The sequence below is a fragment of the Acinetobacter sp. 1424608 genome (assembly GCF_000588255.1).
Taxonomy (GTDB): domain Bacteria; phylum Pseudomonadota; class Gammaproteobacteria; order Pseudomonadales; family Moraxellaceae; genus Acinetobacter; species Acinetobacter nosocomialis.
The window spans coordinates 15,102-37,965 of sequence record NZ_JFXL01000009.1; the positions used below are offsets into that span (position 1 = coordinate 15,102).

Here is a 22,864-nt window from a genome sequence, read left to right on the forward strand (position 1 = left end):
GCACCAAATAAAAAAAACCGCGAATAAATCGCGGTTTTTTTAATAGTCTTATTTAGACAATCAAGGAATTTCATCTTCAAATTCAGGTTTAACCTGAACGATAAAGTCCTGACGGTTAAGACCACGCCACAATGCAAATGCTGTACCGATATAAATCGAAGAATAAGTACCGACAAAGACACCTACAAACATTGCAACAGAGAACCAGTGTAAGCCATCACCGCCTAAGAACATCATTGCAAGTACTACAAGCAATAATGTCATTGAGGTATGAATAGTACGACGTAAAGTCTCAGTTAAGGCAATATCCACGATTTCACGTGGAGTCGCGCCGCGAATTTTACGGAAGTTTTCACGTATACGGTCTGATACCACGATGTTATCGTTAAGCGAGAAACCAATCACCGCGAGTACAGCAGCTAAAACTGTAAGGTCAAATGGCCATTGGAATAATGCAAAAGCACCAATAATGATGATGATGTCATGGAATAAAGACATTACAGCACCCATCGCGAGTTTAAACTCAAAGCGAATGGTCACGTAGATCAACATTAAGATAAGTGCAAGAGCAACCGCTCCAGCTGAACGAACATAAAGCTCATTACCCACTTGACCGCCTACAGAGTCCACTTTATGAACTTCGGCAGCGTTATTTGGTAATTGCACAGCTTTGGTGATCGCGTTATTAAGATCTTCAACCTTAACTTCTTGTACCGGCATACGCACGAGTAAGTCTTTATTACTACCTAGCGTTTGTACTACGGCATCTTTAAAACCAGCTTTGTCGAGAGCCTGAATAACTTCAGACTGATTTGCTGGTTGCGCATAGTTAAGTTCGGCAGAAACACCGCCTGTAAAGTCCAAACCTAAGTTAAGACCTTTAGTCGCGATAAAGAAAATACTCGCTAAAGTAATAAGGATCGAGAAGATTGCTGCTGGTTTAGCAATCTTCATAAACGGGATGATTTTTGCATCATCCGGACGACCATATTGTTTTGAAGGCTGTTGAGTCACTTTAGTCATCATAGATCTCCTTAAATGCTCAACTTTTTCAAATTACGGCGTTTGCCATAAATGATTTGTACAATTGCGCGTGTTACTGTAATTGCAGTAAACATCGAACATACGATACCAATCATTAATGTTACGGCGAAACCTTTAATCGGACCTGTACCAATTGCAAACAGAATGAATGCAACGAGGAACGTAGTTAAGTTCGAGTCAAAGATCGTGTTATAGGCTCGATCATAACCTGCCACAATGGCCTGTTTGGGTGAGGCACCCCAGAGCATTTCTTCTCGAATACGCTCACATATCAGTACGTTGGCATCGACTGCCATACCAATAGTAATAACGATACCAGCAATACCCGGTAAGGTGAGTGAAGCCCCTATCCAAGACATAACGGTTAAAATCATTGCCAAGTTAAATACAAGTGCAAAGTTCGCAATCAAGCCGAATACGCGGAAGAACACGACCATCCAGATTGCAACGAGCAAGAAACCGATTTGAGTTGAGAGTACACCTTTATCAATGTTTTCTTGACCAAGGCTTGGCCCCACCACACGTTCTTCAACGAAGTACATTGGCGCAGCTAAAGCACCAGCGCGTAGCATCAATGCAAGTTCAGATGCTTCTTGAGGTGAACTTAAACCGGTAATACGGAAAGTTGAACCTAAAACAGCTTGAACTGTTGCAGCATTAATGACGACAGATTCGGTATATGGTGTACGAACTTCTGTTTGAGCACCAGTTTTTGGATCTGTAACGTAACTAATCTTTTGCTTGTTTTCGATGAACAATACCGCCATGCGTTTACCAACAGCATTACGGGTTGCATCTGACATGAGCTTACCACCAGCACTGTCGAGCGTAATATTTACTTCGGCACCGCCAGAGTCTTGGCTAAAGCCAGAACTTGCATTTTGAACACGTTCACCAGTCAAGATACGGTTACGTTGCAACAGAAGTTGACGACCGCTATCTAAAGATTGATAAGCGAAAACTTCTGTACCCGGAGGTAAAGGTTGACCGTTATATTTACCCGTATATGGGTCAATATATTGATCATTTAAGTCAGATACCAAACGGAATTCGAGGTTAGCAGTACGTCCTAAAACGCGTTTAGCTTCTGCTGTATCTTGAACACCCGGTAATTCAACGACAATACGGTTGCTACCCTGACTTTGTACTAATGCTTCTGCAACACCAAGTTCGTTAATACGGTTACGTAGTGTTGTTAAGTTCTGATTGACTGCATATGCCTGAATTTCTTGACGACGTACATCAGTATAAGTGAGTTTTAAGGTCGAACCTGTCGCGCTCGCTAATGCCTGTTGGGTATATTCATTACCATTACGGCGTAAAAAATCCATTGCTGCATCACGATCAGCATTGTCAGCAAATTGAACAGTGATCACATTATTATTTAACGCAAGGTTGTTAAATTTAATTTTGTTTTCACGGAACTGACGACGCAAATCAGTTGCAGAGGTTTCCATACGTTGGGAAATGGCTTTGTCCATATCTACTTCTAGCAAGAAGTGAACACCACCACGTAAGTCCAAACCAAGTTTCATTGGTTTAGCCCCAATTTTTTGCAACCATTCTGGTGTAGTTGGTGCAAGGTTTAGGGCAACAACGTATTGATCACCTAAGTCACGGCGTAATACTTCTTTTGCTTTTAACTGCGCTTCAGAAGAGCTGACACGCAAGAGAGCAGCATTATTTGTAAAAGTATTATCGTGGCTTGCAATATTTGCTGTTTTTAAAATTTGCTCTGCTTTTTGCACCACACTTTGATCAATTTGGGTACCAGCTTTGGCACCGGAAATTTGAACTGCGGGCTCATCCGGATATAGACTAGGCAGTGCGTATAATGTACTGACTACCAGAACAACCAGAATCAGTAAATATTTCCATGCAGGGTAACGCATTCGCTTTCTTCTTAAATGAAAAAGCCGTGCTAAAGCACGACTGTTTTATGATTAAAGGTTATTTAGAGTGCCTTCAGGTAATACAGAAATTACGCTGGCACGCTGAATTTTTACTTCTACACCACGGTTAAGTTCAACAACCGCATAGTCACCTTCAAGTTTGGTTACTTTGCCCATTAAACCGCCAGCAAAAACAACTTCGCTACCTACACCTAAGCTTTCGATTAAAGAACGGTGTTCTTTTGCGCGTTTTGCTTGAGGGCGCCAGATTAAGAAATAGAAGATTGCAACGAATACAACAATCATCAAAATGTTTGGCAAAAGACCAGGGCTTTGGGCTGCTGCTGGAGCTGCATGTGCAGTAGAAATGAACAAGCTCATTTTAATTTCCTAAAGTTAAAAAATATGAGTCAGATATCTGACATAATCCTAATTCGTTTTGCAATTTACCTTGTCTTGAGGTTGAGCGCAAATCTCACTTATTCATCGACAGGGCAAGGTGGAACTTCTAATCCACGGCGGGCATAAAAGTCCTGAACAAATTCATCAAAAGTGCCATTATCTAATGCGTCACGCATACCTTCAGTTAAACGTTGGTAATAACGTAAGTTATGAATAGTACCGAGCATAGACGCCAACATCTCTCCACATTTTTCAAGGTGGAACAGATAAGCACGGGTAAAGTTCTTACATGTGTAGCAATCGCAGTGTGGGTCAAGTGGTCCTTGGTCATGGCGATATTTACTATTACGAATACGTACCAGACCATCAGTGACAAAATAATGACCATTACGTGCATTACGTGTTGGCATTACGCAGTCAAACATATCGACACCACGGCGCACCGCTTCAACGATATCTTCTGGTTTACCTACGCCCATTAAGTAGCGTGGTTTATCATGTGGCATTTTGTTTGGAAGATAATCTAAAACTTTGATCATCTCTTCTTTTGGTTCGCCTACAGATAAACCGCCAATTGCATAACCATCGAAACCAACTTCAAGAAGGCCATTTAAAGACTCATCACGTAAGTCTTCATACATACCGCCCTGAATAATGCCGAATAAGGCATTTTTATTTTTAAGCTCATCATGGTGATGCGTTTTACAACGTTTTGCCCAGCGCAAAGAAAGCTGTAATGATTTTTGTGCTTCTTCATGTGTTGCAGGATAAGGCGTACATTCATCAAAAATCATGACGATGTCAGAGTTCAATACATGCTGAATTTCCATTGAAATTTCAGGCGATAAAAACACTTTTGAACCATCAATCGGAGAGCGGAAAGTAACACCTTCTTCCTTAATTTTACGCATAGCGCCAAGACTAAATACTTGGAAGCCGCCAGAGTCAGTTAAAATTGGCTTATTCCATTTAATAAAGTCATGTAATCCGCCGTGTTGCTTGATTACTTCAAGGCCCGGACGCAAATATAAATGGAAAGTATTACCTAAAATAATTTGTGCCTGAATATCTTCGATATCACGTGGCAACATGCCTTTGACTGTACCGTAAGTCCCCACTGGCATAAAAACAGGTGTTTCAACAACACCATGTTCTAAAGTTAAACGACCACGACGGGCACGACCCGACTGACCTAATTTTTCAAACTTCATCTAAAAATCCTGAACAATAGCAAGCAATGCCGCAGGGCAGTGCAAGGGCGAAAAAACAGTTCGCTGCTAAATAGGGGCTGTAATATGAGGAGTTTTTAAACAGGAAGACCAATTTAAAAACACAAATAGCCCTAAAAATAAGAGGGCTATTTTCCTTGATTCTGCGACGTAGTTCTACTACTAAATGTAGCTGGCTATAAAATAGGTCAATTTCCCGATTGAATGGCCACTTTTTTATTAAGACTAAAAGTTAGGTTTGTAGTCAAAATTGTCTGTAGCCAAATTATCGCGAAAAGGACGAATTGCTTTTTTAGATAAAGTCATCGTATTAATCAGATTATTTGGAAATACTTCAATCTGGTTGTTAAATACTTCGACATTGCGGTTAAAAATGCTGATTGCAGCGCCAACATTTTCGTTTTGTTCCTGAATATCATCCATCATTTTACTATAGAGCGTATCTGCTTTTAATTCAGGATAGTTTTCAACTATAACATTTAGGCTGCGGATCAGCTCTTTGCTCATTTTTTCAATCTGCTGTAATTGAGCAATATCAGTATGATCGACATTTAAACTGAGAATTTGCTGACGTAAGGCAGTCACTTTTTCTAGAGTCGACTTCTCGAACTGAGTATATTGATTGAGAGTAGTTTCTAATGCTTCAAGTGTTTTTACTTTTTGGCGTTCGAAATTTGCAACCTCAGCCCAAGCGCGTTTGGTTGCGTTAAAATAACGCACAATGTTGTTACGAATGTGGATGCCCCAGGCAATCAGTACAACGAATATCCCCAAGAAAATGAATAAGCCTTTCATTTTCACTCCTCTTATTTTTATTCTCTCATTGAACCTTTTAACTTCTTATTTTTAATAAGTTGCCAGTTCGGCACTACGAGAGATTTATTTAATTAAATTAAGCATGAATTGCTGAAATTTTTCATATTGCGGCATAGTCATGGTACGTAAATGTCCACGTAATGCTGGAATATCATGAATTTCACTACGTTTGCTGGTGGTTTGAAAAAGATCTTGCTCACCGAGATAACATAATATTTGCTCTTCATGATGATAAATTAAATCACCGGTAAAATGTTGAAAAAAATCATGAAGTTTTAAAGTTAAACTTGGACTAATTTCTTTAGCTAACTGGTGCTGGTCAGTACCGAAGATATTGAGCTTTTGGTTAATCAGAATATCAGTACTTTGCCATTCGCTTAAGTAGGGTGCAAAAAAGCGAGAACGTTGATTACTTACAGCAATACCTAAGGCTGGCATCTGAAAAATAAAAGCACCCCATAAGTCTTTATGAATCTCTTTTACTATTTTTTTATCGCTGTTTTGATCTTGAAGAATAGGTAAATTATTTACATAGTGGTATTTAAATAGCAGGACTTGATGATTTGTAATGCCATCATTCCATGTCACTGAAGCAAACTCTGTAATTTCATTCGCTTCATTGCCTCGATTAAACAATGGAAAATATTGTTTTAGTCTGCTCAAGACTAAAATGGGTTGGGCTTGAATTGGAAGATAAGCGGGTAAGTATTGAAACTGTAAGCCATAACGTAAAGCAGTCATACGCTTTTCTAAATAGTGAATGACTTCGGCTAGAGGTTTTTGCGGTTCATAGAGCAAATAGGCCAGAAAACCCGTTAAAAATGCCCATAACAGACTCCAAATATATTGAATATGAGGATGAAGAAAGTATCCAAATAATAAAGTCGTAATACTGCAAATACCTAACAAATGCGGTAATACATTAACAAAACGCAGGTTATGATCTTCACGCCATGGATGTAATGCGTTTAAGAGTTCTTGATCTGTTTGTGACTTTTGTCCCGCGTCCCAAAGTCGAGCAATATTACGAAAGACCTGTGTATTTTTTTTACGTCTTATATGAAGTGCTTGTTGTACGGTATCAATTGGCATGAAGGTAATGAGATGATTATCATAAAGTGCTAAACCTAGATTATCCTTTAAATTGAAAGAGATAAATAGAAATACCAAGACTATTTTTATTTTAATTATAGATGCTGGGTTAAACCTCAAATTAATTAATAAGATTTAACCCAGCTTTAATTTTTAAACTTCTAATTTATCAATCAGCATTGCATCGCCATAACTAAAGAAGCGATAGCGGTCTTTAACTGCATGTTCGTAAGCAGCCAAAATGTTGTCTCTATTTGACAATGCTGAAACTAACATGAGCAGGGTAGACTCAGGTAAATGGAAGTTGGTAATTAAACGGTCTACGATACAGAACTCATAACCCGGATAAATAAAGATTTGAGTATCACCAGTCCATGCTGCGATTTTTCCGCCATGCGCTTGGGCTGCACTTTCTAAAGCACGCGTTGCGGTTGTACCAACAGCAATTACTTTATTGCCACGTGCTTTAGTCGCTAAAATTAAATCAATGGTTTCTTGAGGAACATCACACCATTCACTGTGCATGACATGGTTGGTAATGTCATCAGTGCGTACAGGCATAAAAGTACCTGCACCGACGTGAAGAGTCACAAACGTTTTCTTAACCCCTTTTTGATCTAACTTTGCTAACAACTCTTCATCAAAGTGCAAGCTTGCCGTTGGTGCAGCCACACTGGCAATTTTTTCTGGGTTATGGAAAACCGTTTGATAGCGTTCAGTGTCAATTTCTTCTGCTTCACGGTTAAAGTAAGGCGGAATAGGTAACTGACCATATTGCTCAAGTACAGGTAAAATTGGCTGTGAAAACTCAACGACAAATAAGTTTTCGTGACGGCCTCGCACAATTACAGGAATATTGTCTGCACCGACAAAAAGCTCAGCTCCTGCTTTAGGCGAGTTACTCGCTTTAATATGGCAATACGCTGTGGTGTGGTTCAGCATACGCTCAACCAGAATCTCAATAGCCCCACCTGTGGCACGTTTTCCTTTAAGACGAGCCTTCATGACCTTGGTATCGTTGAGTACCAACAAATCACCTTCTTCAAACAGATCGATAATATCTGTGAACATGTGATCGTGATATTGACCCTTTGCGTCTAAATGCAATAAACGTGAAGCACTACGTGATTCGAGAGGGTAACGGGCAATAAGTTCATCGGGTAATTCAAAGGAAAAGTCAGACAGTTGCATATTTAGGAAAAAACACCGCAAAAATTGGGCCTAGTATAAACTTTTTCGCTTTTTTATGGCTGTGCTTCTGACCTAAATCATGAAAAATGTTTAAATGATCTAAAAGTGAACGATAATATTCACTTAGGGTTTGACAAGTTTTACAAACGCGCTAATATACGCAACACAAACATACTTCCTCTCCCGAGGTGGTGAAATTGGTAGACGCGGCGGACTCAAAATCCGCTGTCAGAGATGACGTGTCGGTTCGAGTCCGACCCTCGGGACCAAGATTCAGAATCTTATGATTCTACAAAAACCCCTAAGCTAACGGCTTAGGGGTTTTTTGTTGGATAAAAAAGTTCATAGACTTCAAGAAATTGTGAACTACTTACTTTAGTTCTGACGGTTGGGTTTGAATCTTTTATACATTTAGAACTTAAAGATTTTTTTAATTTAAGAAGACTTTATTTAAATATGAAATGCATTTATTAAAGCTACAATTTAAGTCGAAGCTAAGCGGTAATACTTATAAGAAGATTTAAGGTAATTTTCCTTTTTTTGAATCTCTATTTCTTATTACTTACAACTCCTCACCTTCAAATAATTGTTGTATTTTTCTAAAGCATACCCACTTTATGTATCTGAAAACCTTTAATTGAAACTTCACATTTCTATTTCGAAAAGAAAGTTGCTCTTTTAATGTACTGTGTTAAAGTTTGTATTAGATCATAATGATTATAAGTACATTTCTCAAAGAGCGGTTCCGACTAACAACGACAAAATCTGTGAGGCGGGCATGACACAGCGATTAGAACTACATCAGGTCGAGCAATTAAGTGCTTGTAGAATTTCACTATTACTTGGATTAAATGCCGAGCAGAACTACATTGAGCAATTTTTCCGGTTTAGTGTTCGCCTGTTGAAGTGTCAAAAAGCTTTGCTCACTTTTAATCAGGAACCTTATTTCTGGCATCATTGTCCTGAAGGCATGACTGCTATTTCATTTAAACCTTCAAGACACTTAAAACAATGTTTTGCTAAACAACAGGTAATTCATCACGATCATCCTTCTTATCAAAATTTAATCAACTATTTAAAAGAGCTAAATATTGAGTGTGGTCGTGCCTTAGCTGTCCATTTGGTGCAGCCTGACCAGACTTCTATGGGGTTTGCCGTTTTCTTTGATGACGGTGAAACCACTTTTGAAAATGATCAAATTCAGTTGTTGCTCGATTACTGTTCTAGTTTTATGCAACAAATCGAGTTGAAATTTAATTATGAAGAATTAAATGAACTCTATGAGCAACAAGTCGCCCTTAATTCGAGTAAAACAAAGTTCTTTTCTATTATTTCACATGATTTGCGGGCACCATTTCATGGCTTTTTAGGTTTCTCCGAAGTGTTGGCTAAAGAGCGTGAAACACTGGATGAATCGAGTATTCAAAATATTGCCGACTATTTATATGACACTTCTCAATCGACCTATAACTTACTAGAAAGTTTGCTGACATGGGCGATGGCAGAGGGTGGGCGTTTTGTTTATCACCCTATTAATTTTAAACTTAGACAAGTGAGCAATATTGTCTGTGATGTGCTGCATACGTTGGCTTTAAAGAAAAATATTGAATTGGTAAATGCGGTTTCCGAAGATTTAAAAATCTATGCCGATATCAATATGATGACTTCGGTGATCCAAAACTTGGTCTCAAATGCATTGAAATTTACTGATGTTGATGGTTCTGGCAAAGTATTCATTGAGGCTAAGCAAGCGGGCACAAATGTCGAAATCACTGTACGTGATACAGGTCTTGGCATGACCGAACAACAAATGGCAAATTTATTTCACCCACGCATTACAGCCAGCTTTAAAGGAACTGCAGGGGAAAAAGGTGCGGGTTTAGGATTGAGTCTCTGTAAGCGTTTTATTGAGATTAATCAGGGGCAAATTAGTGTGAGTTCCAAAGAAGGTGTAGGAACAACATTTAAAGTTTTATTACCTTCAGCTCAAGAAAGTCATGAGACGCTTATTGAGCATCATGATTCATCTGAAGCAAAATTGGTTTAATCCCTTTTCCTATTACTACGTGAACTGCTATAACTAAAAAGAGAGTCTGAGGAAAAGAGCTTTTTTATATGAATGCGGAGCAGTTACAAAAAACATTGCGTGCCAGCCAATATGCTGAACAAGTTTTAGGGTTACATCAGGCTGTTTTAGAACAAGATTATCAAATAGATCAATTTGCTGCACCGCTCTCAACAGAACAAATTTACCAGCTTGTAGACACCACGCTTGAATGCATTGCCGATGAAACAACTTGGATGCGTGCGCTTCGTATATTACGCAGTCGTTTAATGTTTCGCTGGATTTGGCAAGATGCCAATCAGCTTACCGATGTTGTGACACTCACTCGTGAACTTTCAGACTTTGCCGATGCAAGTATTTGTGCAGCAAAGGCTTTTGCTCGTGTTGCACTTGTGGCTAAACACGGCGAACCCTTAAGTTATTCAGGTAAAGTTCAAGATTTGATTGTGGTTGCCATGGGTAAGCTTGGGGCACAGGAATTAAATCTATCAAGTGATATTGACCTGATTTTTGCCTTTGATGAGCAAGGCGAAACCAATGGTCGCAAATGTATTGATGTACAGCAGTTCTGTATTTTGTGGGGACAAAAACTTATTTATTTACTCGAACATATCACCGCAGATGGTTTTGTGTTTCGAGTAGACATGCGCTTACGGCCTTGGGGGGATGGCTCGGCATTAGCGATTAGTCATGCAGCTTTAGAAAAATATTTAAGTCAGCATGGTCGTGAATGGGAACGTTATGCATGGATTAAGGCACGCGTTGTCACTGGGGGTAAAGAAGGGCAAGACTTATTAGAAATGACACGTCCTTTTGTATTCCGCCGTTATGTCGATTACACCGCTTTTGCTGCCATGCGTGATATGAAAGCGATGATTGAACGCGAAGTTTTACGTCGCCATATTGAGGATGATATTAAACTCGGAGCAGGCGGTATACGCGAAATTGAGTTTATTGTTCAGGTATTTCAGCTGATTTACGGCGGGTCTAAACGTGAGTTACAAGACCGCCAGTGTTTGGTCAGTCTAGAGCATATTGGTGAGGCAGGTTTGTTAGAAAAACAGGCTGTATTAGAGCTTGAAGATGCTTACCTGTTTTTACGCCGTGTTGAACATGCAATTCAGGCTCTTAACGATCAGCAAACGCAATTATTACCCGAAGAAGTTGACCTAAGACAACGCATTATCGATACCTTGGGTTTTACGAGTTGGAATGAATTTATTGATGTTCTTAACGAGAAACGCCAAAAAGTAAAAGTTCAATTTAAACAGCTGATTGAAGATACTAGCTCTAATGCTGCAACTGAAAATTTTGGGCAGTTAGAACAACAGCTAGATGAAGTGCTGGATGATAATGCGAAAAATTTGATTCATGAATTTTGGCATGGGCATGCACTTAAAAAACTTCCTTCAAATGCTGTGCAGCGTTTAAAAACTTTCTGGCCTCATTTGATTGAAGCGATCTTACAGTCAGATCAACCACAAACTGCATTATTACGTTTAATGCCGCTCATTGAATCGGTGATGCGTCGAACCGTGTATTTGGTGATGTTGATTGAAAGTAAAGGGGCATTGCAACGCTTAGTGAAAATGGCGACGGTGAGCCCGTGGATTTGTGAAGAGCTAACGCAATATCCGGTACTGTTGGATGAGTTCTTATCGATGGACTTTGAGTTACCAAAACGTAAGGACTTGGAAGATTCATTACGTCAGCAATTACTTCGCATCGAAATTGATCAAGTTGAAGACCAAATGCGAGTACTTCGCTTGTTTAAAAAGAGTAATGTGCTCACGGTCGCTGCAAGTGATGTATTAGCTGAAAGCCCTCTTATGAAGGTGTCCGATGCATTAACGGATATCGCTGAAGTGAGTGTTAATGCAACTCTCCATTTAGCTTATCAGACCGTAGCAAAACGTCATGGTTACCCAAAGGATGTTGAGGGAAAACGTTGCTCTCTTGACTATAAAGCCTTTGCTGTTATTGGGTATGGCAAAGTGGGTGGCATTGAACTGGGCTATGGTTCTGACTTGGACCTTGTCTTTATTCACTATCTTGATGAACAAGCCGACACTGATGGAACCAAGGCGATTACTGGCTTTGAGTTTGCTATGCGTGTTGCTCAAAAGTTTATGTCACTCATGACCACTCAAACGCTTGATGGCCGCGTCTATGAAATTGATACACGCTTAAGACCCTCAGGTGAAGCTGGTTTATTAGTGACCAGTCTGAAAGCCTATGAACACTATCAGTTGAAAAGTGCATGGCTTTGGGAGCATCAGGCACTCGTTCGAGCACGCTCTATAGCAGGTGATGAAACGCTTTGCCAAAAATTTGAAATATTTCGCCGCGAGATATTGACTCAATCTAGAGATGAAGCTTATGTTCGTGAAGAAGTGTTGAAAATGCGTCAGAAAATGAAAGACCACTTAGGTTCGTCTTCTGAACAAAAAAAACATGGTATTTTTCATTTAAAACAGGACGCAGGTGGTATCGTAGATATCGAATTTATGGCACAGTATGCTGTACTTGCATGGAGCGGGACGAAACCCGATCTCGCCCATTATTCTGATAATGTAAGAATATTAGAAGATGCTGCTAAAGCAGACTGCTTATCCAGTGAAGATGCCACAGCATTAATTCGAGCCTATCTTAGTGAACGTGCCGAAAGCCACCGCTTAGCCCTTGCGAATCAATCCATGCAAGTCAGCGCAGCGGACTGGCGTAGTACCCGTGCGGTCGTTTGCAATTTATGGCAAAGATTAATAGACCCAACCGCCTCGGTTGAGTTGGATAGTGAATGATTTTATAACAATTTGGAGTGTTCCATGAATTTGGCTGATCGTGATGGTTTTATTTGGCAAGATGGACAATTAATTGATTGGCGTGATGCAAAGATTCACGTTTTAACCCATACACTACACTACAGTATGGGCGTATTTGAGGGTGTTCGTGCTTATGAAACTCCTAAGGGTACTGCAATTTTCCGTCTTCAAGACCACACAAAACGTTTGTTAAATTCAGCAAAAATTTATCAAATGAAAGTACCGTTTGACCAAGCAGCGCTTGAGCAAGCACAAATCGATGTTGTTCGTGAAAATAAATTAGCTTCTTGCTATTTACGTCCGCTTATTTGGATCGGTTCAGAAAAACTAGGCATTGCTGCAACAAATAACACTATTCATGCCGCAGTAGCAGCATGGGCGTGGGGCGCATACCTTGGTGATGAAGCGATGGCTAAAGGTATTCGCGTTAAAACTTCATCATTTACTCACCATCATCCAAACGTGACCATGTGTAAAGCAAAAGCATCTGGTAACTACACATTATCAATTCTTGCTCACCAAGAAGTTGCGCACTCTGGTTACGATGAAGCAATGCTTATGGACCCACAAGGTTATGTGTGCCAAGGTTCTGGTGAAAACGTATTCTTGATTAAAGATGGTGTTTTACATACTCCAGATATCGCTGGTGGTGCACTTGACGGTATTACACGTCAAACTGTGATGACGATTGCTAGAGATCTTGGTTACCAAGTTGTTGAGCGCCGTATTACACGTGACGAATTCTATATTGCAGACGAAGCATTCTTTACTGGTACTGCTGCTGAAGTTACACCAATCCGTGAATACGATGACCGTCAAATCGGTGCGGGTTGCCGTGGTCCAATTACCACTGAAATCCAAAAGACTTTCTTTGACGCAGTTCAAGGTAAAAATCCAAAATATGAACACTGGTTAACTTACGTAAAATAAGTTAATCCGTTAACATGAAAAGGCGAACATTGGTTTCGCCTTTTTTATTTTTTAGTTAGGGAGCTTTTATGCATATTGTCTATGTCTCTGATGGTAAAGCAGGGCATCGTTCACAGGCTTTAGGCTTGTTTCAGGCAATGCAAAGACAGCAGGCAAATGCAACTTTTGAAGAAGTTTCTATTAATGACTTGCCTATTATTTCCTTAATTAAAGCGCTTTTCTCTTCAAAAACTTCTCTACTTCAGCAAGCACCCGATTTCATATTTGGTGTCGGGAGCCACACTCACTTTCGTGTCTGGTTGCTGGGTAAAATTTTTAAAAAGGCGAAGACTGTTATTTTAATGAAGCCAAATTTACCTATTGCTTGGTTTGACTATGCTGTGATTCCAGAGCATGACGGTATTCTTTCAAATGAGCGCGTTATTGTTACGCGTGGAGCATTGAATCCAATTCGTAATGAAAACCGACATCAGGCAGGCAGAATTTTAATTGCATTGGGTGGTTCATCTAAACGACATCAGTGGAACCATGAAAAAGTATTATTAAGTGTCCAAAAAATTGTTGAGTGTAATTCAAATTCTGAGATTATCCTGACCACCTCACGTCGTACTCCTGTAAGTTTCATTGATATTTTAAAACAACAAAGCTTTGCTAAGTGTTTGCAGATATGTCCGGTTGAGCAAACTCCTCAAGGCTGGATTTTTGAGGAAATGCAAAAGGCAGAAGCTGTGTGGGTAACCGAAGATAGTGTTTCTATGATTTATGAGGCACTTACTGCAGGTTGTCGCGTAGGGGTCATAGCAATCGATCGGTTGAAAGACGATAGAATTACGCACTCGATTGATCAAATGATAGAATCACAACTAATCTCACAGAATACTTGTGTCGTACAGTTACCACAACCTTATGCTTTTAAAGAAGCAGACCGTGTGGCAACATATCTTTTAGCGAAATAATGAGTTTGGCATTGTGATTTATATCCTGATTTTAGTGGTTTTGCTTACCGTGTTATTTAGCTATAAGTATGCGTGGTGGAAGCCAGCAGTGGATTGGAATCGACCACGTGTATTGATGTATCACATGGTACGAGATCATATTAATGGTGCCAAATTTAATAAGCTTCGGGTCAAGCCCGCTGAGTTTGAAAAGCAAGTTGCTTGGATGAAAGCGCAAGGCTTCCATTTTGTAACGATGCACGAATTGCAAGAGAACTGGGGAAAGCACCCAGCCAAAACAGTTGCCATTACTTTTGATGATGGTTATTTAGACAACTTGCAAATTGCTTATCCCATTTTAGAAAAATATCAGGCCAAGGCAACCATATATGTGGTGGTTGATCGTCATGATCGTGATTGGTCAACTTATAAAAAAGAACATCATAATAGTGGTGAACTCATGCTTGAAGCTAAGTTGAATGATGCTCAAGTCAAGCAACTGGCAGATAGCGAACTGATTGAAATTGGTTCACATACGGTAACGCATGCTAATTTAAACAAACTGGATGATACGGATTGTTTAAAAGAACTAACTGATTCAAAGCAGTGGCTTGAACAACTGATAGAAAAGCCAGTAACCAGTTTTGCTTATCCATTTGGTATTTACTCAGACCGAGATGTTAAACTGGCAAAACTGTCAGGGTATAGTAATGCAGTGACCACAATGGAAGGCATTGATGGTGAACAGCCGGACTTTATGCAACTACAACGTATTAAGATCAGCGGAAAAGATTCATTATTTGCCGTCAAGCTTCGTTTAAAACTTGGTACGCGTGAGGGCTAATCATGAAAATTACGCTTGTGATGGCAAGTGATGAGGAAGGTGGTCTAGAAAAACATGTACTTGAGCTAGCTGCTGGTTTATCACAAGCACATGAAGTTTCTTTAATTGCACATCAGAAATATCAAAGTCAAGTGGAAAGTTCGGTAAACTTTGTTGCTTTTGATATGAGTGGCAGTCGTTATAATCCGTGGACGAAATATCTGCTTAAAAAAACAATATTGGGGACAGAACCACAAGTGGTACATGCTCATGCTTCTAAAACGGCCAAACTGTTGCAAGGCATGATTGCAGGTTTTGATTTCCCTTGTGTGGTGACTATCCATGGTGTAAAGAAAAAGATTGATTCTTACTTGGCATTTGATCATATCATTTGTGTGAGTAAGCGACTTGCGCAGATTGTGGGGCAGCCGGAAAAACTAAGTGTGGTCTATAATGGTATTTCTTTGAATATGCCTGCTCAATCATTTGTAAAAAATAGAAAATTTATTGCCATTGGGCGTTTAAATGAAGTGAAAGGTTTCGATCTTTTACTGGCTGCTTGGCGGAACATTTCACACCAATTAACTATTGTTGGTGATGGTGAAGAACGAGAGAAGCTAGAGCAATTGATTCAAGACTACCAATTAGCTGATCGGGTTCACTTATATGGGTATAGTGGCAATATTCACCCTTTGATTACAGACCATGAGGCCTTGATTGTGTCGTCCTTGCGTGAAGGGGGGCCGTATACACTTGCTGAAAGTTTATTGCTTCAACGTCCTGTGTTAGGGACTGATGTCGGAATGATGGCTGAGTTTATTCCTGTTGAGTTTCTATGTGAACCAAATAATATTGAAGCATTGCAACAAGTGATTCAAAACTATTTGGATGTGGTAGCCCCTGAAGCAAGTTTTAAACAGGCTTATGCCTTGGCACAAGAACAATTGACTTTTACGAAAATGATTGATTATACGGTCCAAGTCTATCAATCATTGCTTTCCGCATAGGATGATAGATTAATGGCACAACAAAAACCTTTTATCCTAGCTTTGACCGATGGTAAAGCAGGCCATGAAACTCAAACTCAAGGAATAGTGCAACTACTGAATCAACAGCAAGAGTATCAGGTCGAATGGGTTCAATTAAATCTACCTAAAAAATGGTTGTATCGTGTTCTGAAGTTACTGATCAAGTTTTCAATAAATACACAGTGGTTACGTTATTTTTTTGATGCCCAAACCTTAAGAGCATTAGAGCAGAAACAGGTTGCTTATATTATATCGGCAGGGGGAAACACTCTACTTGCCAATCTACTGCTCAAACAACATTTACACAAAGATCAGTCTGTGAAAAATTTGGTCGCGGGTTCATTACGGGGGATTCGCGCTGACTTGTTTGATGTGGTATTTACTATTCATGAACAACAAGCTGTTTTGCCTCATTATTTTTACTATCCAATTGCACCGAATAAAATGAGTGCTTTACCTCTAACACGCGAACAGGCCCTAGAACATTTGGGTATTCAAAATGCTGAACAAACGATTACAATTTTGATTGGTGCTGACACTAAAACAGTAAAGATTGGTGAGGCGGCACAATGGGCAAATGTTTTACAGCAAGTTCGAAAGCAATATCCTACAGCGAGATTGTTACTGACGACATCACGAAGAACATCGGTTACTTTTGAAAAAGAATTGCAGAAACTTGCCGAGCAGTATGGTATTTTTCAGCCCTATGACCAGTTAACATGGGTAGCACAAGGGCAAAGTTGTGATATTAAGGATTATATTAAAGCAGCTGATTGGGTGTTAGCTAGTCAGGATTCAACTTCGATGATCGCCGAAGTTATAATGTCTGGCTGTCCATTAGTAATTTTCTATAATGAAAATGCTATGCATGATGAGGATATCAAAAAGCAGCTATTCTTTTTGAAAAAGAAATTATGGATTGCATTATTTGATCAGTTTACAGTACAAAATTTTGATCAAATGCTGCAAGATCTGGAGATGAAAGACCATGCAAAAGAGATTTTTTTCAAACTAAGGAGAAATTTATCTAGTCATAGAATTTAATTAGTATTTTCAAATGTTATTATTTAATAAGTAATTTTAATTTAAGCGAATGTTGTTATGAAAGTTATAAATACTGTTTATGGGGATGCAACGGGTGGTCGTTGGCAAGCCATGTTGAATATATCTGATACATTGGAAGTGAATGGTCATCAGGTTATTCTGCTGCGTGGTGAGGAAAATAAACACCTTAGTAGTGGTTCACGTCCAATTTATGTCATTCCTAATACTGGTTTTTATAGTATCAATGCCGCTTTAAAAGTTAGAAATTTTTTACAAGAACAACAACCAGATGTAATTATTGCACATAGCGGAAAAGCTGTCTGGCTATTTAAAAATGCTCAGATCGGTATGTCAAGAAAGATACCTGTTATTGCTGTGAACCATAGCCATAATGTAAAAAGGTCAGTCAGAGCTGATGCATTTATTCATATCACACCTCATATTCAAGAGTTAGTGAAATCTCTATTAACAGCGAAGCAAAAAACAACAAAAATGCATCGGGTGATTTCTAATCTGATACATCTGCCAGAGGAATCGGCACTTCCTCAACCTTTACGAAACCCCGTTACTATAGCAATGTTAACCCGCATGATTCCAAATAAGGGTGTCCATGTCCTGATTGAAGCTATTCACTTATTGAATCAAAAAAATATTCAGATTAAAGCAATACTTGCTGGTGATGGAGAAAATAAAGCTGAATATGAAAAAATGGTTCAGGATTTCTGTATTGAACATTTGGTTCAATTTCCTGGATGGGTAAACGCGCAGCAAAAAATCGAGATTTACCATGCAGCAGATATGATAGCAATTCCTTCTCTAAATGATATTCAGCCACTTGGAATACTTGATGCTTTTGGTTGGGGAAAGGTTGTGTTGAGTAGTGATCATGTTGGCCCTTTACAAGTATGCAAGCATCGTGAAAATGCCTGGGTTACCAAAGTAGGTGATTCTCAGGATTTAGCAAATGGAATTGAATATCTAATTAGAAACCCAGATTTTGCGTTACAGCTCGCACAGCAAGCCAAGAAGGAAGCATTAGAAAAGTATTGCTTTGAACAAATTGCAAAAGAGCACAATAATTTTATTCATGATGTTTATCATTACTATAACTAGTTGATTAGATGTATTAACTATTTTTGAAAGATATTAGAGTGAGTGCAAAAAATCTTAAATAAAGATATTTAATCAATTCAGAAGGGTGACCGCGTAATATCTATTAACATTAGCAAACTTACTCTGTAGATGCCTGTTACCGATATACCCCATTGTATAAAAGTAAGTATATACAAAATGGAGTGAGTTAAGCTAATTATGAGCTGATAATTTTTTAACTGTTAATTGAAATGGTAATTATGTTGATTTTAAGGCATAAAGTAAAAATAATTAAGTTTTTTACTAGATATGAGTATATTAAATGCAGCCTTTAGTTTCGGTAATTATACCTTGCTATAATCATCGCCAGTATATTCTTGATACTATCAAGTCTGTTATAAATCAAACTTATAAAGCTATTGAACTCATCGTTATTGATGATGGTTCAAAAGATGATTCATTTGAGGAAATAAAAAAAATAGAGTCAGAATGTCGAGAAAGATTTAAACGGTTCGAATGTTACACACGTGAAAATAGAGGTCTGAGTGCGACACTAAATGAAGCAATACAATGGTGTCAGGGAAAATATGTATCTCTGATTGCGTCAGATGACATAATGTTCCCTGAGAAAACATCCAGACAAGTCGAATACCTTGAAAATAATCCTGTTATTGGAGTATTTGGTGCAGTAGCAATTATTGATGCAAGTGGAAATGCAGTTACTAAGAGAATCTCTAATAAGACATCATTTTCATTTGAAGATATTATTCTAAATAAGCATGATTTGCCTGCATGTACACAAATGCTTCGTTTAAGTACTTTAAAAGATGTAAATGGGTATGATGAAAGTATAAAAATTGAAGATTGGTACTTGTGGTTAAAGCTAACAAAGGATGACGAAAGACTCGACTATATACCGGAAGTCTTTTGTGGTTACAGAGTACATGACTCTAACTTTTCTCATAATCATTTAGCAATGTATAATGATATGAAAAAAATTATACAAGACTATAAATTTCATTTTTTATATCCTCTGGCTGAATATAAAATTAATAGACAAATAACAAAAGCACTTTTTAAAATAAATAAATCTTTTTCTGAATATATATGGCTAAGAGTAAGTAACTGGTTTAGATATTATTTATTGAAGTCGAAAATCTGTAAATGAAGAAAATACTTTTTATTGTTGATAACTTAGGTAAGGGTGGTGCTCAAAGCATTACATGTGCTCTGGCAAATTTTTTAAGCCGTTCTTCATTAATTAAAGTCACAGTTTGTGCACTTGATAATACGAATCAGGAATGTCATCTTGAACCATCAGTTGAACTTATTAGTTTAAATATTCGCCATGATTTTTCTTATGGTAAATTGTGGAAAAGAAAAACTTTAACAAAAGCTGAACAGGTTATGGTTGAAGAAAAAATTAATATCAGCTCTTATAATTTAATTATTTTAGGATTTCACAATGGATATTATCTTTATGATTATCTTAGACAAAAAGATAAAATCTGGTTTTGGGTACATGGGGAGATATTAGAGAGAAGAACTTTTAAGGATATTGGGGGGCAGTTGCGTAGTTATTTACGTTACGAACGTCATAAAATTTATTTCAAACAATTGCTCAATGGGAAAAGAATTGTTATTGTCAGTAAGCATCTCGAAGAAGCATATAAAAAGATCCTAGAATCATCAGAGTTTGTAACAATTCCAAATGGTATTGAATTACCAGAAAACACAAACCGTTTTAATTCAAAAAAGTGGGATGCTTTATTTTTAGGACGTTTAGTGAATCTTAAGCAGGTTGATCATATTATTAAGGCGTTCTATAAAGCAAACGTGAGCGGAAAACTTGGAATACTAGGTGATGGTCCTGAAATTTTACCTTTAAAAAATTTAGCGAATAAATTAAATATACAAAATCGTGTAGATTTCCTTGGTTGGTCCAGTAGTCCGCAAGATTTCATATGTCAATCTCGGTGTGTTGTTATGAGCTCATCAAGTGAGGGAAGCCCGATATCTTTATTACAAGCTTTGAGTTTGGATGTACCAATAGTAAGTTATAACTCAAGTAGTAGTATTGCATTACTCTTTAATAATCCGATTATGAATCGTTATCTAATTCCAAAAAATGACATAGAGAAGTTAGCCATTGCTTTAAAAGAATGCATTAATCATCCTTATGACATACCTAAAGAAGTCAAAAGTATTATAGATATGGAAACGATGGCTAAGACTTTCATAAACTTGATTCAAGATTAACTTTATGAATTTTATTTATGGTCCGCATTACCTTTAAGTACCATATAAATTAGGGCAACAAAGATAAGTAATGCACCGACTAAACTACTTACACAGAAATAAAGAATACGTTGGTTCGTCGTGAGATTAAATAATTCATTCGCAAGGATGTAGCGCATGAAAAACCATTGTGCGAGGGAGAATACAATCACGACTAAAGCATGTCGACGTACATCAGGACGCATAGCCATAAAGCTGACCTCTAAATTAAAAGCTCCTTATTATGCCACTGACTAGCTTATTCGCAAAGCATAGCTTAGGTAAGTCGAATATATATCTTATTTCTCAATAAAAAAACCCTGCAATAGCAGGGTTTTTTATTAAAGAGCAATTAAGCTTCTTTCTTTTGTTGTTCACGTAAGCGGATGCCCAAGTCACGAAGCTGGTTTGCTTCAACAGGAGCAGGTGCTTGAGTAAGTGGACATTCAGCAGTTTTCGTTTTAGGGAATGCAATAACGTCACGAATTGAAGTCGCGCCAGTCATAAGCATTACTAAACGGTCAAGACCAAATGCCAAACCACCGTGAGGAGGGGCGCCATAACGAAGTGCGTTAAGCAAGAAGCTGAATTTCTCTTCTGCTTCTTCATCAGAAATACCAAGCGCTTCAAAAATCGCTTTTTGCATTTCTAATGTGTAAATACGAAGAGAACCGCCACCAACTTCAGTACCGTTCAATACCATGTCATAAGCAACAGAAAGTGCTTCGCCTGGATTGCTCTTCACGTCTTCTACGCTAGATTTAGGTAGTGTGAATGGGTGGTGAACAGAAGTCCATTTGCCATCGTCAGTTTCTTCAAACATTGGGAAGTCAACAACCCAAAGTGGAGCCCACTCACAAGTTGCAAGGTTCAAGTCATGACCGATCTTGACACGAAGTGCACCCATAGCATCGTTTACAACTTTGGCTTTATCAGCACCGAAGAATACGATATCGCCATTCTCTGCACCAACACGCTCAAGTAACTTCATTACGATTGGTTCAATGAATTTAACGATAGGAGATTGAAGACCTTCAATTCCTTTTTCGATTTCATTGACTTTGATATACGCCAAACCTTTCGCACCGTAGATGCCAACAAATTTAGTGTATTCATCAATTTGGCTACGAGTTAATGAACCTGCACCTGGTACGCGAAGTGCTGCAATACGGCCTTTAGGGTCTTTTGCAGGACCAGCAAATACTTTGAACTCAACTTCTTGCATTAAATCTGCAACGTCAACGAGTTTCAATGGAATACGCAAATCTGGTTTATCAGATGCATAGTCACGCATCGCTTCGCTGTATGGCATGCGGCGGAATTTTTCAAATTTTACGCCAAGCAAGTCATTAAATAGTTTAACAGTCATGCCTTCCATCAAATCCATGATTTCATCGTCATTTAAGAACGATGTTTCAATGTCGATTTGAGTGAATTCTGGCTGACGGTCAGCACGTAAGTCTTCATCACGGAAACATTTCGCGATTTGGTAGTAACGATCGATACCACCAACCATCAATAATTGTTTAAACAATTGAGGTGATTGTGGAAGTGCGTAGAAGCTACCATTTTGTACGCGACTTGGTACTAAATAGTCACGTGCACCTTCAGGTGTTGCACGAGTTAAAATCGGAGTTTCAACGTCTAAGAAACCGTGATCATCTAAATAGTTACGGATCAAGTTAGTTACTTTAGAACGGAAACGTAAACGCTCTAACATTTCAGGACGGCGAATGTCCAAGAAACGATATTTTAAACGGTGTTCTTCTGACACGTTAATCGTGTCATCATTTAATGGGAATGGAGGAGTTTCAGAAGCAGCAAGAACTTCGATTTCTTTGCCTAAAACTTCGATTTGACCACTCACCATATTTGGGTTTTCAGTACCTTCATAACGGCGACGAACACGACCTGTAATTTTTAATACATATTCAGAACGTGCTTTATCTGCAGTTGCAAATGCTTCTGGAGTATCTGGGTCAATAACCACTTGAACGAGACCATCACGGTCACGCATATCAAGGAAAATAACACCGCCATGGTCACGGCGACGATGTACCCAACCGCATAATGTAACGGTTTGGTCGATTTGGGCTTCAGTTAAAGAGCCACAGTAATGAGTTCGCATCATGATGAAGATTATCCAAACTATATTGGCTGAAAAGACGGATGCGTAAACCGC

At 38.6% G+C, this 22,864-nt stretch carries 19 protein-coding genes and 1 tRNA gene; 11 read left to right on the forward strand and 9 right to left on the reverse strand.

Annotation, left to right across the window (positions count from 1 at the left end):
• Positions 1-60 precede the first annotated feature (60 nt).
• The 7 genes from secF to queA form a co-directional block, all read right to left on the reverse strand.
• Complete coding sequence (secF, locus tag J678_RS14100) at positions 61-1,026, reverse strand: protein translocase subunit SecF (protein ID WP_006580293.1); 966 nt, start codon at positions 1,024-1,026, stop codon at positions 61-63.
• 8 nt (positions 1,027-1,034) lie between these two features.
• On the reverse strand, positions 1,035-2,936 hold the full coding sequence (gene secD / locus J678_RS14105) for a protein translocase subunit SecD (protein WP_004711928.1): 1,902 nt from the start codon (positions 2,934-2,936) through the stop codon (positions 1,035-1,037).
• A 51-nt stretch (positions 2,937-2,987) separates the two neighbouring features.
• Positions 2,988-3,317, reverse strand: coding sequence for a preprotein translocase subunit YajC (yajC, locus tag J678_RS14110; protein WP_000051669.1), 330 nt, complete (start codon positions 3,315-3,317; stop codon positions 2,988-2,990).
• 98 nt (positions 3,318-3,415) lie between these two features.
• A complete protein-coding gene (tgt, locus tag J678_RS14115; protein ID WP_000667232.1) occupies positions 3,416-4,549 on the reverse strand; it encodes a tRNA guanosine(34) transglycosylase Tgt in 1,134 nt (377 codons plus the stop codon).
• 243 nt (positions 4,550-4,792) lie between these two features.
• Complete coding sequence (locus tag J678_RS14120; RefSeq protein WP_031953341.1) at positions 4,793-5,362, reverse strand: LemA family protein; 570 nt, start codon at positions 5,360-5,362, stop codon at positions 4,793-4,795.
• Positions 5,363-5,446: 84 nt separating this feature from the next.
• Positions 5,447-6,475, reverse strand: coding sequence for a hypothetical protein (locus J678_RS14125; RefSeq protein ID WP_031955804.1), 1,029 nt, complete (start codon positions 6,473-6,475; stop codon positions 5,447-5,449).
• A gap of 153 nt (positions 6,476-6,628) precedes the next feature.
• Complete coding sequence (queA, locus tag J678_RS14130) at positions 6,629-7,666, reverse strand: tRNA preQ1(34) S-adenosylmethionine ribosyltransferase-isomerase QueA (RefSeq protein WP_002051097.1); 1,038 nt, start codon at positions 7,664-7,666, stop codon at positions 6,629-6,631.
• Between the two features lie 182 nt (positions 7,667-7,848).
• Between queA and J678_RS14135 the strand changes: the two genes are divergently transcribed.
• The 11 genes from J678_RS14135 to J678_RS14185 all read left to right on the forward strand — a co-directional run bounded on the left by J678_RS14135 (position 7,849) and on the right by J678_RS14185 (position 20,664).
• Positions 7,849-7,935: transfer RNA gene (locus tag J678_RS14135), tRNA-Leu, on the forward strand.
• 509 nt (positions 7,936-8,444) lie between these two features.
• The gene (locus J678_RS14140) at positions 8,445-9,713 is read left to right on the forward strand and encodes a sensor histidine kinase (protein WP_032027358.1); all 1,269 of its coding nucleotides are present in this window, start codon (positions 8,445-8,447) and stop codon (positions 9,711-9,713) included.
• 68 nt (positions 9,714-9,781) lie between these two features.
• Positions 9,782-12,532 carry a bifunctional [glutamate--ammonia ligase]-adenylyl-L-tyrosine phosphorylase/[glutamate--ammonia-ligase] adenylyltransferase gene (gene glnE, locus J678_RS14145; RefSeq protein ID WP_032027359.1) on the forward strand — a complete coding sequence of 917 codons (2,751 nt, stop codon included), beginning with the start codon at positions 9,782-9,784 and terminating at the stop codon, positions 12,530-12,532.
• A 24-nt stretch (positions 12,533-12,556) separates the two neighbouring features.
• On the forward strand, positions 12,557-13,483 hold the full coding sequence (locus J678_RS14150) for a branched-chain amino acid transaminase (RefSeq protein ID WP_002051336.1): 927 nt from the start codon (positions 12,557-12,559) through the stop codon (positions 13,481-13,483).
• Positions 13,484-13,551: 68 nt separating this feature from the next.
• Positions 13,552-14,439: a mitochondrial fission ELM1 family protein gene (locus J678_RS14155; protein WP_031955802.1), complete on the forward strand. Its 888-nt coding sequence runs from the start codon at positions 13,552-13,554 to the stop codon at positions 14,437-14,439.
• Positions 14,440-14,452: 13 nt separating this feature from the next.
• On the forward strand, positions 14,453-15,262 hold the full coding sequence (locus J678_RS14160; RefSeq protein WP_002051135.1) for a polysaccharide deacetylase family protein: 810 nt from the start codon (positions 14,453-14,455) through the stop codon (positions 15,260-15,262).
• A gap of 2 nt (positions 15,263-15,264) precedes the next feature.
• Positions 15,265-16,248, forward strand: coding sequence for a glycosyltransferase (locus J678_RS14165; RefSeq protein ID WP_002051436.1), 984 nt, complete (start codon positions 15,265-15,267; stop codon positions 16,246-16,248).
• Positions 16,249-16,260: 12 nt separating this feature from the next.
• Complete coding sequence (locus J678_RS14170; protein ID WP_002051164.1) at positions 16,261-17,313, forward strand: ELM1/GtrOC1 family putative glycosyltransferase; 1,053 nt, start codon at positions 16,261-16,263, stop codon at positions 17,311-17,313.
• 57 nt (positions 17,314-17,370) lie between these two features.
• A complete protein-coding gene (locus J678_RS14175) occupies positions 17,371-18,426 on the forward strand; it encodes a glycosyltransferase family 4 protein (RefSeq protein WP_031955801.1) in 1,056 nt (351 codons plus the stop codon).
• Positions 18,427-18,727: 301 nt separating this feature from the next.
• The gene (locus J678_RS14180; RefSeq protein ID WP_002051478.1) at positions 18,728-19,573 is read left to right on the forward strand and encodes a glycosyltransferase family 2 protein; all 846 of its coding nucleotides are present in this window, start codon (positions 18,728-18,730) and stop codon (positions 19,571-19,573) included.
• Complete coding sequence (locus J678_RS14185) at positions 19,570-20,664, forward strand: glycosyltransferase (protein WP_002051360.1); 1,095 nt, start codon at positions 19,570-19,572, stop codon at positions 20,662-20,664. The genes J678_RS14180 and J678_RS14185 overlap by 4 nt, the downstream gene beginning before the upstream one ends.
• 11 nt (positions 20,665-20,675) lie before the next feature.
• Here the strand turns inward: J678_RS14185 and J678_RS14190 are convergent, their stop codons facing one another.
• Complete coding sequence (locus tag J678_RS14190; protein WP_001251489.1) at positions 20,676-20,894, reverse strand: hypothetical protein; 219 nt, start codon at positions 20,892-20,894, stop codon at positions 20,676-20,678.
• Between the two features lie 140 nt (positions 20,895-21,034).
• A complete protein-coding gene (gene aspS / locus J678_RS14195) occupies positions 21,035-22,813 on the reverse strand; it encodes an aspartate--tRNA ligase (RefSeq protein ID WP_002051333.1) in 1,779 nt (592 codons plus the stop codon).
• Positions 22,814-22,864 lie beyond the last annotated feature (51 nt).